Raw genomic sequence first — 12,372 nt, 5'->3', positions numbered from 1 at the left:
TTCTTAGCAGAAAGTCTATGGGGGTTTCTATGGGGGTTGCATCAGGAAATTGCAGACATGTTTGTGATGGCCTGAGCTAGGGCATGGTTTGGATGGGAATTTCTGTGGCCTTAGATTCTTGGATTCGGTAGGCTCGAACCACCGCCTGCTCCACATGCTCTAAGGAAATTATCAGGTGAAATGGTTCAGGAAAGTTTAGTTTGGCCCGATAGCTTTCAAATTCCATGGCGATGGTGATATCGGTTTGAGATGGCCTGGCCGGACTAAATGTGTGGGAATGATAAAATCCTAAAAGGTCGAGATTTTTCGAACGAATGTCCCGCTGAGCCATGGCCATTTCTCTCGCGTCCATCTGAAAGGCGATATCCGCTCGCTCCTCCGGCGATAAACGTTGCAGGTCGGACAGTTTAGCTCGGTCAAAGCGTGAAAGTTCTTCTTCGGATAACTCAGCCAGAATATTGGTAATGCGATAGTATTCGGTGATTGTGCTTCCGGTTCCTGAAAGAATGCCACAACATTCATGAGGTGCCAATTCCCGCGCATGGGCTATCATGTTGTTGATAATACTTGACGGAATGGAAAGCATGGACCTAGATACTACAGGAAACTTCCTGTTCCACAAGTTTGGTGATGGTGGGATGGGGACCACAGAGAGGACAGTCTGGAGATTTTGGACGACCGACCTTTCGGAATGTCATATCAAGGGCATCGTAGAGCAGAAGATGTTTTGCCAAACTTTCTCCAAGTCCGAGGACTTCCTTAATAGCCTCGTTGGCTTGCAAGACACCAATGGTCCCGGCTAAGGCCCCTAATACCCCGGCTTCTTGGCAATTCGGCACAAGGCCGGCTGGTGGAGGCTCAGGATATAAACAGCGATAACAGGGAAAGCCTTCATGGGGTTTAATCGTGACTAATTGCCCTTCAAACCGAAAGATACTCCCTGAAATCAGCGTTTTTTTTGCAAAAAAACAGGCATCATTGACGAGAAACCGCGTGGAGAAATTGTCGGATCCGTCTAGAACGATATCGTAGGCCTCAATTAAGGCAAGGATATTGGTGACGCTGACATGTTCAGGGTAAAGATTAAGAGTGATTTCAGGATTGAGGGCTGATAATAATGTCCCGCCGGATTCAACCTTCGGAACACCAATACGGTCGGTTGTATGGAGAATTTGACGTTGAAGATTGGATAGGTCCACGACATCGCCATCAGTCAGACCTAAGGTTCCGATTCCGGCCGCAGCAAGATACAAAGCTGCCGGAGAACCAAGGCCTCCTGCCCCAATCACCAGGATTTTGGCATCCTGCAATTTTTTCTGTCCTTTGCCGCCCACTTCTGACAGAATAATTTGACGGCTGTAACGCTGGATTTGAGATTCAGTAAATTCCATGGGAAGCGAAATCCTTATTCAACGACGTTCAGTTCAATCGGATCAACCATGCAGCCTTTTTGACGAAGACCCTGAATCGCCCGGTCAATTTCATCTGTTTCTCCAGAAAATTCCACATCCATCCAGCCTGTGGTCTCACGGACATCGGCCCGTCGTATACTGGGCACGACCTGAAATTCCTGCCCGATTTCATACAGGATGGGAGAAGGAATTTTATCCTCAGGATATCGAATGTGAAAGCGTAATCTGGCCATCATGCACCTCCTGCGATTGCGGGAATGATGGAGACTTCATCTCCGTCTTTCAGTGGGGTGTCTTTGCCGGTTAAAAACCGAATATCTTCCTCATTAACATAGATATTGATGAATCGGCGAACCTCTCCCTGTTCATCATAGACGCGTTCCTTAATGCCGGGATGGGCAGAGCCCAGGTTGTCAATTATTTCCGACACCGTGTTCCCCGCTATTTCCACTTCACTTTTTCCCCCGGTCATGGGGCGTAAGGGAGTGGGGATTCTGACCTTAATCATGCTGACTCCTCTATGGCAAAAGTCTTGATAAAGTGACTGAGACTGGGTGGGATGCGGAAGGGGCGTCCGACGGAATCGACGACCGCTTCCTGAGTTTTCAGTCCGTTCCCGGTAATATAGGCCACGGTCACATCATTTTTTTGAATGCGCCCTTGTTTCACTAATTTGCGAAGGACCCCAATGGTGACCCCCCCCGCGGTTTCAGCAAAAATCCCTTCCGTTTGAGCCAGAAGCTTAATGCCTTCGACTATTTCATCATCGGTGACGGCGTCCATGGCCCCTTGGCTTTCCGCAGCGGTTTTTAATGCGTAGTACCCATCCGCCGGATTGCCAATGGCCAGCGATTTGGCAATGGTGTGGGGTTTCACCGGTTTAAAGAAATCACGGCCCTCTCGAAATGCCGTGGCAATGGGAGAGCAGCCTTCTGCTTGCGCCCCGTTCACTTTCGTGTTCACTGAATCGACCAAGCCCAACTTTTCAAATTCTTTGAGGCCTTTCCAAATTTTTGTCAGCAATGATCCGGATGCCATGGGCACCACGACTTGATCAGGAGCCCGCCAACCTAATTGCTCGACAGTTTCAAAGGCCAACGTTTTCGAGCCTTCAGCATAATAGGGGCGGATATTGATGTTGACGAAAGCCCAGTGACGTTCTCCCGCGATTTCGCTGCAGAGTCGATTGACATCATCATAATTTCCTTCAATTTCCACGACATTCGGACGATAAATCAGATTGCCCAACACCTTCGCCGCTTCCAGGTCTCCGGGAATGAACACATAGCATTTCATTCCTGCCGAAGCTGCATGGGCCGATACCGAATTTGCCAGATTGCCGGTTGAGGCACAGGCAACGGTTTCAAATCCCAGTTCCCTGGCCCGAGTTAAGGCGATGGCCACCACGCGATCCTTAAACGACAATGTCGGATGATTGACGCAATCATTTTTAATGTACAGGTTGTCCAGTCCGAGGAAGGCCCCCAGATTTTTGGCATGAACCAGCGGGGTAAATCCGGCATGAAGACCGATGAAATTGGTGCCTTCCACGGGGAGAAGATCCACATATCGCCAAAGGCTGCGAGGACCGGATGTAATTTTTTCACGCGTCATGACCTGTTTGATGACGGCATAATCGTATTTGACTTCCAGTGGGCCAAAGCATAATTCGCATACATGAATATCCTGCGTAGGATATTCTTTCCCGCACTCCCGACACACTAGAGCTAGCATTTTTTTCATAGCATCATCCTCCCCTTTTAAACGGCGGGGTTTATCCGTTGGTTAGCGTTGTAGCCGATGGTTGAAGTTGGCACGCTTCCTGTTCATAGTCGATAAGTTCCGTCAACGAAGGATTTGGGCCGCAAAGCGCACATGAGGGATTCCGTTTGACGCGAATTTCCCGAAACGCAGTGGTGCGTGCGTCAAAATCCAGAATACGGTTCGTTAAAGGCGTTCCAATGTTGAGGATGAGTTTAATGGCTTCTGTAGCCTGAATCGTTCCAATGAGTCCGGCAACCACCCCGATGATCCCGGCTTCCTGACAAGTAGGGACAACTCCTGCTGGCGGGGGATTTTTGAACACACAACGATAACAGGCGGATTGATTTGGAATAATGGTGAAGACTCGTCCTTCAAACCGGAGAATTCCTCCATGCACAAGAGGTTTGTTCTCCAGGTAACAGGCATCATTAATCAAAAATTTTGCGGGGAAGTTGTCGACCCCATCAATGACGACATCATATTGGCTAATTAATTCTCGAGCATTGCGAGAAGTCATTCGTTCTTCGTGGATGTTGACCTGGACATCAGGGTTTACCGCCTGAATTTTTTCTTTGGCCGAAACGACCTTAGACCGTCCCACATCAGGGGTATGGTGAAGGATTTGTCGTTGAAGGTTGGAGAGGTCAACCACATCACTATCAATCAATCCAATGGTGCCAATGCCGGCTGCCGCAAGATAATAGGCCACCGGGGAGCCCAAGCCTCCCGCGCCGACAATAAAGACTTTCGCTTGTGACAGCTTTTTCTGGCCTTTACCGCCCACCTCCGGCAGTAAGATGTGACGGCTATATCGAGTAATTTGGTCTTCTGTGAAACTCATATGACCTCTGACCTTTTAGGTGCTGAATGTTGGTTCATCCTCGCTATCCGAGGAGATTGGGGTGAGCATGATCAAAAATAATTATTGGGCCAGGGAATCATTCTCCAATAACCCTTTGCAGAGCACATCTCAGTTATCCTTATCTTTTTGAGGGAGAGAAGTTGCCCTCCTCAAATTCTTCCTTCAGGGAAGGGGATCCGTGGAATTGCACTAAATATTAAAATATTTCTCAATGCTCAGATAGCGTTCGCCTGTATCGCAGAGAATGGTGACGACATTCTTATTCGGGCCTAAGGCTTCGGCGACCTTTTGAGCGGCAAATATATTTGCCCCTGCAGATATTCCAACCAGGAGCCCTTCCTTCCTGGCAAGTTGCTTCGTGGTTTGGTAAGCCTCTTCATCCGTCACGGTCATAATTTGATCGATGAGGGACCGATTCAGAACTTTAGGAACGAAGCCCGCGCCGATCCCTTGAATCCTGTGCGGCCCGGGTTCTCCTCCCGATAATACGGGGGAACCGGTTGGTTCTACCGCAATCACCTTGACCGAAGGATTGTTTTCTTTAAACAGTTCTCCGCATCCGGTAATCGTTCCGCCGGTTCCTACCGCAGCGACGAATGCATCCACCTTGCCCTCCAAGGCCTCCCAGATTTCCAAGGCCGTTGTCTTGCGATGAATTGCTGGATTAGCCGGGTTAGAAAACTGGTTCGGCATGAAGTATTCGGGATTTTGCTCCAAAATACTTTCTGCTTCTTTAATCGATCCTCGCATCCCTTCTCGGGCGGGAGTCAACACCAACTGCGCGCCATAGGAGGAGAGCAGGCTGGCCCGTTCCAGGCTCATCCCCTCCGGCATAACCAGAATTAATTTATAGCCCCGAACGGCAGACACCAGGGCTAATCCAATGCCGGTATTGCCGCTGGTCGGTTCCACAATGGTGCCACCAGGCTTGAGCAGACCCTTGTTCTCTGCTTCATCAATCATATTCAGGCAGATACGATCCTTGACGCTGCCGCCCGGATTGTAAAACTCCGCCTTCCCATAAATTGTGGCTCCTCCTGCAGGCGAAAGCCGGTTTAATCGCACTAACGGAGTATGCCCAATGCCATCCGTGATATTTCGAAGATATGCAGCACTCACGCGCCACCGCCCATGAAAAATAAAAATTCGAGTTTATCGCCATCCTTAAGAGAAGTCGTTCCCAATTGCTCTTGATCAACCATCTGCGTATTCAGTTCCACAGCAACGAGTTGCGGGTCAATATCTTTGGTTTTCAAGACGTCTAGCACCGTAGAAACCTCCAGGGTTTCGGGTTTACCATTGATCGTCAATTGCATGCCGTGCTCCAAACGTAAGTACTGAAAATCCCTAAACAAAAAACGTAACAAACCCCTACGAAGGGAGTCAAGAAATGGTGCGATTAGGTGACTTGTCGCAAGAGCGGCACCAGATCTTTGGCACGGCCCTGAAAGGACACGTCCACCACGGAGGAATTGGGCGTCGGATCCAAATTTAATTCGACCACCAGGGCGCCACCATCTTTGGCAACGGGAGCAAAAGAGGCTGCCGGATAGACCACGCCTGAGGTCCCAATAATGAGAAGAATATCACAAGTTCGCAATGCCTGATAACTGCGATTCAAATCTTCCTGATCCAATGACTCTCCAAACCACACAATATGGGGGCGCAACAACCCCGAACAATCCGTGCAGGTTGGTGGATAGACCAGAGGCAGATCGCGGTTAGACGAAATCCGGTTGCATTGTGTACAACGCACTTTCCAGATATTGCCATGGATTTCCGAAAGACGTTGCGAGCCGGCCAGGGCATGAAGCCCATCGACGTTTTGCGTAATGAGCCAGAAGTGTTTAATTCGTCGTTCAAGTTCAACGAGAGTTTCATGTGCCGCATTCGGGTGTTTGGTTGCGACCAATTCCCGTCGCCAGTTATACCATTCCCAAACAAGTTTGGGGTCCCGGGCAAAGGCCTCCGGTGAAGCCAGTTCTTCAGGACGGAAATTTTTCCACAAGCCTTCGGGGCCTCGAAACGTCGGCACGCCGCTATCTGCGGAAATTCCCGCACCGGTAAGAACCGTGACCGAACGGGCCATGGTTATCCGGTCACGCACATCAAGAATTGTCATTCCATTAGACATAAAATTGATTCACATTCAGAGAGATATTGACAACGGCCGTGTTAATTTCTCATGTCTATTTCTTCATAATAGTGATGTTTGGCAAACGTACGTGGTTGGGAAAATTCCCACCCTGGCGGTTTCAGGATTCCTCTTTATTCCTTATAGAGGCGGATGGTGACTTTTTGCCCTTTAATTCTGGTCCGGCCAAGAGCCTTGATGATGCCATGGACATGCTCTTCCGGCACTTTAACCAGAGAGAATTGATCGGAGACTTTGATGGGGCCAATCACATTCGAACTGATCCCGGCCTCGTTGGCAATGGCACCGACCAGATCTCCTGTCCGCACTCCTGCCATTCGACCGGCGTTTACGTGCAAGGTCGCCATACTTGTGGATTGACTGTGACGGTCCCGTCTGCCGACCGGTCTGCCACCACCAGCTCCGCCTCTGAGAACTCTAGGAGCATCCGGGTAATCCGATGGACCCCGCCTTGGCCGTCTGGACGTCTGGGTTGTGTCAGATGCCCGGTCCCGTATCGCAGGAATGTCTTCTTCAACTCGATCGCCCGTCTTTGATCCGTAGGCCAATTGAATCGCGGCAGCGGCGACATCCGCCTGGTCAAATTTTTCGGTGAGGGTGTTGACCACAACCCGGAATTGTTCAAAGTCGTTGGCCTTGAGAATGTCTTGAATGGACACACCAATCTGTTCCAGCCGCTTAGTTTGAAGGTCGGCCACAGTCGGGAGTGTTCCCATGTCGACTTTTGATTTGGTCAGGCGCTCAATGTTTTGCAGCAGCCAGCGTTCGCGTGATTCCACGAGTGTAATGGCTTCACCGGCGCGTCCGGCGCGTCCGGTTCGCCCGATACGATGAACGTAGGCTTCAGGAGAGGACGGAACATCGTAATTCACCACGTGCGATACGTGAGGAATATCCAGCCCTCGGGCCGCCACGTCTGTGGCGACAAGCAATTCCGTTTTCCCGGCGCGGAAGGATTGCATCACGCGATCGCGTTGAGCCTGGTTCATACCGCCATGCAGGCCTTCTCCCCGATACCCCCGGCTGTTGAGCATAGAGGTCAACTCATCCACCTCCAAGCGTGTTCGGCAAAAGACCAGTGCGGATTTTGGACCGGACATATCCAGGATTCTGGCCAGCGCAGCCACTTTGTGAGGTCTCGCCACGAGGTAGGCGGTCTGATGCACCCGAGGGGCCACCCCGGCCTTGACCGGTTCCTTTATGATCTGAATCTCAATGGGATTGCGTAAATGCTGGCGTGCGATGGAGGCAATCCGTGGAGGCATGGTCGCTGAAAACAGTGCCGTCTGCCTGGTTGGTGGCGTTTGTTTCAGAATGGCATCCAGATCTTCGGCGAAACCCATATTGAGCATTTCATCGGCCTCATCCAGCACCACAATCTGAAGGTCCTTGAGCTGAAGGGTTTTGCGTCGGATATGATCCAGTGCCCGTCCTGGAGTGGCCACGACGATATCGACCCCGCGTTTCAACGCGATAAGCTGTGGGCGGATGGCCTGTCCGCCATAGACGGCGAGGATGGCGATGTGCTGTTGTTTCCCGTAACGCTGAACAGCTTCGCAGACTTGTATAGCCAATTCGCGTGTGGGCACGAGAATAAGGGCGGATGGGTTCGGTTGCTTGGGTGAATGGGCCAGGCGCTGGAGGAGGGGAAGGGTGAATGCAGCGGTTTTTCCAGTTCCGGTTGCGGCACGCCCCAGGAGGTCCTTTCCGGCCAAAAGCGGTGGAATGGCTTCGCGTTGGATAGGGGTGGGCTCTTCATATCCCAACGCCTCGAGCGTGGTCAGCAGCGCCGCCTCAAGGCCAAGGGCCGCAAAGCCTGGTGAAAAGCCCTTCATAGTAGGAGCTGTGAGTGGGTTGGACGTGTCGTGTTTCATGACGGTTTTGCAACCTTTCTGGATGAGGTCCTTAGTTGTGTATAGGCCGACTTGAGCCGGTCTGCCGGTATGTGATGTTCGTTAAAGACGAGAGAAAGGGACGGTTCTGCCTGAACCGGTTTCCCTGGGCTGGATGGCCTTATGTTAAAAAGACCGGGCCTTCTTACCGTGTCCTACCCCGCGACCCGCTGGTCCTGTCGCGCCGGGCAGCATATGGTCCCTGACCATGATGACGAAACCGTGAAAGGTCACGACAAATTGTGACTCTTTTTGAGGGATGTCTGCCTGTCGTTATGTGGGGTGGTCGCCTAACGAGCGTTTCCTGTCCATAGTTCTTTTACCAGGAAAGGTAAACCAATTCCTAGCTCCCCTCATTAAAAAGGGTCTTTGGTGGGACCAAAAATATAGTGGGAGAGGGGCGATGAGGGAGCCTCTGGAAGAAAAAGACTTGTGAATCGGGTTGAATTTTGAGAGATTGACGGGTCTCAGCGTTTCCAGCATGTCAAAACAGCAGTCTGTCCCATCTCTCACGCATAAGGAGGTTGATATGGTGAAGGTTCTTGGTCTTGTGAGCGGGTTGGTGCTGGGCATCCAGACGACGGTTTGTGCAGGCGTGGTTTTTCATGTCGAGACGACCTTTCCCAATCGGGCAGAAATGCCTTCCCGAAACGATGCGATAACGGTCGACGGGAAAAAACTGAAGATGACGATAAATGATGCCGGGAACACTCAATCCACGGTCATATATCGAGGCGATCAGGAGGAAATTCTGCTGATCAATCATGGAGATCACACCTGGCGGGCGATGGACAAAGCCACGATGGTCAATCTCGGTCAACAGATCAACCCGGCCATGGAAAAAATGCAGGAAATGTTAAAGAATATGCCACCGGAACGACGTGCCATGATGGAAAAAATGTTTGCGGGGCAGGGGATCAATCCCGCCATGATGGGCGGGAAAGTCGAGATGCAGGTAAAAAAAACCGGCGAAAGCCAAACCGTCAATGGCTACTCCTGTGTGAAATATGAAACCTGGCGGGAAAAGGAAAAAGTTGCAGAACATTGCGTGAGTGATTGGAAGCAGGTTCCCGGCAGCCAGGAAGCCCAGGGCGTGTTTCTTGATATGGCTTCCTTTTCTCAGGAGGTATGGCAAGGGGCATTCAAAGGCGGCGGAGGTCCAGCGTCGTTTTTTGAATCAATTGGAAAGATGGAAGGCTACCCGGTGTTGACGAGAATTTTCTCTAAGGGAACCGTTGTCACAGAAAGCCGGTTGACCGGAGTGGAGGAGAAGTCGGTGGCCGCCAAAGAATTTGACCCTCCCAAAGATTATGTCAAAAAAGATTTCTTGCCAAAAAATCTTCCCTCCCATATGGGGCAATAGCAGCTAAGAACTTGAAAGTTAATGAAGACGACTTGAGAGAACAAAGAATCTCGCTGATTCTCAGGTTTTTCGACCTGCGATGAGATCTTTCGCAGATCTGAAAACTCATGGTCCGGTTCGCACCTATCGTGTTCCTGGTGCATGGGTGTGGGGTATGAGGCCATTGTCCCTGGTGATAGACTTTTCGCTCAAGGAAATCAGCAAGGTCTAGGGCCGGTACCGGTTTCACAAACGATCGGTTTGGTATCCGGTTTCGCATTTCCGCTCCTTCTGGCAGTTTCGGAATATGAAGAAAACTCCTATCGACATTTGGGTGACGGACCCGCTTTCCACCTTTCTTGGAAGGCAGACCACCAGTGGCATAGTGCTGTTTGTTGCCGGCTTGGTGGCATTAGTTCTGGCTAATTCACCTTTTGCGGATGCCTATCACCATCTTTGGCACAATGAATTCTCAGTCGGTTTCAATGATTTTATTATCAGCAAGACATTGCATCATTGGATCAATGATGGATTGATGGCGGTGTTTTTCTTTGTGATCGGCCTTGAACTGAAACGCGAAATCATGGCGGGTGAACTGAGGAATCCCCGTGATGCTCTTCTCCCTATCATGGCGGGAGTAGGCGGGATGGTTGTGCCGGCGTTGATCTACCTGGCGTTCAATCCATCGGGCGACGCGAACGACGGATGGGGCATACCTATGGCGACCGATATCGCCTTCGCGCTCGGCATTATCTCCCTGTTGGGCAACAGGGTTCCCTTGTCGCTTAAAGTGTTTCTCACTGCCCTGGCCATCGCGGACGATCTTGGTGCGGTGCTGGTCATTGCCGTCTTCTATACGTCGCACATCGACGTCATGAGTCTTGTGGTTGGTGCGGGATTCATGATCCTGCTGGTGACGTCCAATCTGCTGGGGGTCCGCAACATCCTGTGGTATGGACTGCTGGGAATCGGTGGCCTATGGATGGCCTTTCTCTTGTCGGGGGTGCATGCCACTATTGCCGCGGTGCTGGCGGCGTTCACCATTCCGGCTAATGTGAAGATCTCGGACAAGGGATTCGTTTCACACATCAAGGCTTTGGGCGACAGATTCGAGGCGGCAACAAGCAATGACGTGACCCTGGTTACCGATGAGCAACTCCATATACTGGAAGACATTCGCGCAGTGGCCAAGGAAGCACTGACTCCGTTGCAACGTCTGGAGCACGCCATGCATCCCTTGGTAGCGTTTGTGGTGATGCCGGTCTTTGCCCTGGCAAATGCGGGAATCAGCTTTCCATCCGACTTCCTGAATCAATTGGCCAATCCGGTCACCTTAGGCGTGGCATCAGGGCTGCTGGGCGGCAAGGTCCTCGGCATCATGGGCATGTGCTACATCCTGATACATTTTCAATGGGCCTCCTTTCCGGAGCAGACAGGCTGGAGCCACCTCTTTGGTGCTGCGATGCTGGCCTCGGTGGGATTCACGATGTCGCTGTTTATTACCGAACTGGCTTTCAGCGACGCATTAATCCTCCAAGCCAAATTGGGCATCCTGCTGGCCTCTCTGGTGGGTGGGGCTGCAGGATACTATCTGTTAAGGCGGGCGGGGTGATCGTCCGCCTCAACAACTGTGGATGGTGTGGAGCGAGAGGCTAGAAAAAGGACCGGGCTGGCATGTCTCAATTGTAAAAACCTGGATGTCACCATTCAGACAGTGAACGACCAAATTATAATTCGGTGAGGCCATAATGCGATTGAGGAGCTCATGCCAAAATTTGCGTTGGTAGTTTTTGTAATAGGGCGCTGTTGAAAATTTTTCTCTCTTGGCTAATACAGGCCGAAGAAGAGACATCCATCATCAGCTGAAGGGGAACGTTCAAGAAATTCCGTCTAGCAAGGCTGTAGCCATTTTAACGCGCAGGGGGTATATTAGGGCCGTGAACACGGCAAATTGGCCAAAACCCCGTTTGGGAAATCTTTCAACATTCCCAATAAGATGCCTTGAGTTCATTGCTGGCCTCTCTCCCTCATACGTTTTTCACAAGAGTCTGCATATCGATCACAACATAAGGCCGTTCCTGGCCAATGTTGGTATCTCCAAATTTCAAGATTTTGTGAATTACTCGGCTGGGAAGCTCGTATCTCGTCCCTCCAAACGACATGTCCGCAGTCTTTTCCTTGACGTAGCGGGACAGAAAAAGAAGTACTTTCTCAAGCAAAGCGGTATTCAATCTTTCCATCGGGTACTGAAAAATTGGTGCCGACTTCGATCCCCTCTTTCGGACTCGGCCAAAGAGCTGTTAGTCCTTGAGTTATTTCGAGACCAGGGGATTCCGGTCATGAAGGCCGTGGCTTGGGGAGCACACAGCTTATTGGGCTGGCCTATGAGGGGTTTTATTTTAGTGGAGGAGGTTGTGGGCAAAGAGTTTCGGGACGTCTATCGAGCAGCGCCCCTACGAATTCGTCGGCGCCTGTTTCGCCTGTATGGTGAATTGATGGGTACACTCCATCGAAAAGGGATTGACTCCAAGGTTCGCCCAGAAGATTTAATTTGTGTTTCTGATAACTATAAAGATTTTCGAAAATGTTTTGTTGTGATTGACCGCGAACGTGGACACCCATTTTTGATGCGGATGTCAATGGAGCAATGCGGAATTCACCTGGGTGATATCTGGGTCAAGGGAATGCACCGAATTGGATTGGGTGAACGTAGCGAATTACTCGCTTTTCTCTCCGGCTATCTCACAGGTGCCGGGCAGCGAAATGATCGTGAGGCGCGTGGTGTGATCTATTCGAATCTGGTAGAGCGGGCGTCTTGTCGAGCGACTGAAGTTTTGTATCATGACAATCGTTTTGAGACGCTGCGAAGAGGATTTCAGATCCGATACGGTTTTAACCTCGATTGATTCATCACTTGACTAAATTCATCACTTGACCAAAAATCT

13 protein-coding genes are annotated in these 12,372 nt (G+C 50.8%); 3 read left to right on the top strand and 10 right to left on the bottom strand.

Annotation, left to right across the window (positions count from 1 at the left end):
• Nucleotides 1-76: 76 nt before the first annotated feature.
• From PJI16_02530 to PJI16_02485, 10 genes are all read right to left on the bottom strand, one after another.
• The gene (locus tag PJI16_02530; GenBank protein ID MDT3776434.1) at nt 77-586 is read right to left on the bottom strand and encodes a M67 family metallopeptidase; all 510 of its coding nucleotides are present in this window, start codon (nt 584-586) and stop codon (nt 77-79) included.
• A gap of 4 nt (nt 587-590) precedes the next feature.
• The gene (gene moeB / locus PJI16_02525; GenBank protein MDT3776433.1) at nt 591-1,391 is read right to left on the bottom strand and encodes a molybdopterin-synthase adenylyltransferase MoeB; all 801 of its coding nucleotides are present in this window, start codon (nt 1,389-1,391) and stop codon (nt 591-593) included.
• Nucleotides 1,392-1,405: 14 nt separating this feature from the next.
• Complete coding sequence (locus tag PJI16_02520) at nt 1,406-1,648, bottom strand: NIL domain-containing protein (GenBank protein ID MDT3776432.1); 243 nt, start codon at nt 1,646-1,648, stop codon at nt 1,406-1,408.
• Nucleotides 1,645-1,920, bottom strand: a complete 276-nt coding sequence (locus PJI16_02515) for a MoaD/ThiS family protein (GenBank protein ID MDT3776431.1) — start codon at nt 1,918-1,920, stop codon at nt 1,645-1,647. Before PJI16_02515 ends, PJI16_02520 begins: the two co-directional genes overlap by 4 nt.
• A complete protein-coding gene (gene thrC, locus PJI16_02510; protein MDT3776430.1) occupies nt 1,917-3,155 on the bottom strand; it encodes a threonine synthase in 1,239 nt (412 codons plus the stop codon). Before thrC ends, PJI16_02515 begins: the two co-directional genes overlap by 4 nt.
• Before the next feature lie 31 nt (nt 3,156-3,186).
• Nucleotides 3,187-4,017 (bottom strand): molybdopterin-synthase adenylyltransferase MoeB, encoded by an 831-nt coding sequence (moeB, locus tag PJI16_02505; GenBank protein MDT3776429.1) that lies wholly within the window; start codon nt 4,015-4,017, stop codon nt 3,187-3,189.
• A 210-nt stretch (nt 4,018-4,227) separates the two neighbouring features.
• Nucleotides 4,228-5,157 (bottom strand): cysteine synthase A, encoded by a 930-nt coding sequence (gene cysK / locus PJI16_02500; protein ID MDT3776428.1) that lies wholly within the window; start codon nt 5,155-5,157, stop codon nt 4,228-4,230.
• Entirely contained in the window at nt 5,154-5,354 is a 201-nt protein-coding gene (gene thiS, locus PJI16_02495; GenBank protein ID MDT3776427.1) for a sulfur carrier protein ThiS, read from the bottom strand. The genes cysK and thiS overlap by 4 nt, the downstream gene beginning before the upstream one ends.
• Before the next feature lie 83 nt (nt 5,355-5,437).
• Nucleotides 5,438-6,172, bottom strand: coding sequence for an NAD-dependent deacylase (locus tag PJI16_02490; GenBank protein MDT3776426.1), 735 nt, complete (start codon nt 6,170-6,172; stop codon nt 5,438-5,440).
• Nucleotides 6,173-6,306: 134 nt separating this feature from the next.
• A complete protein-coding gene (locus PJI16_02485) occupies nt 6,307-8,067 on the bottom strand; it encodes a DEAD/DEAH box helicase (GenBank protein MDT3776425.1) in 1,761 nt (586 codons plus the stop codon).
• Between the two features lie 547 nt (nt 8,068-8,614).
• Here PJI16_02485 and PJI16_02480 point away from each other — a divergent pair.
• The 3 genes from PJI16_02480 (at nt 8,615) to PJI16_02470 (ending at nt 12,333) form a co-directional block, all read left to right on the top strand.
• Entirely contained in the window at nt 8,615-9,448 is an 834-nt protein-coding gene (locus PJI16_02480; GenBank protein MDT3776424.1) for a DUF4412 domain-containing protein, read from the top strand.
• A 286-nt stretch (nt 9,449-9,734) separates the two neighbouring features.
• Nucleotides 9,735-11,039, top strand: a complete 1,305-nt coding sequence (nhaA, locus tag PJI16_02475; GenBank protein ID MDT3776423.1) for a Na+/H+ antiporter NhaA — start codon at nt 9,735-9,737, stop codon at nt 11,037-11,039.
• A gap of 502 nt (nt 11,040-11,541) precedes the next feature.
• Entirely contained in the window at nt 11,542-12,333 is a 792-nt protein-coding gene (locus tag PJI16_02470) for a lipopolysaccharide kinase InaA family protein (GenBank protein MDT3776422.1), read from the top strand.
• Nucleotides 12,334-12,372 lie beyond the last annotated feature (39 nt).

The sequence above is a fragment of the Nitrospira sp. MA-1 genome, from assembly GCA_032139905.1.
In the GTDB taxonomy this organism is placed as follows: domain Bacteria; phylum Nitrospirota; class Nitrospiria; order Nitrospirales; family UBA8639; genus Nitrospira_E.
This window is presented reverse-complemented; position numbering and strand designations above follow the sequence as displayed.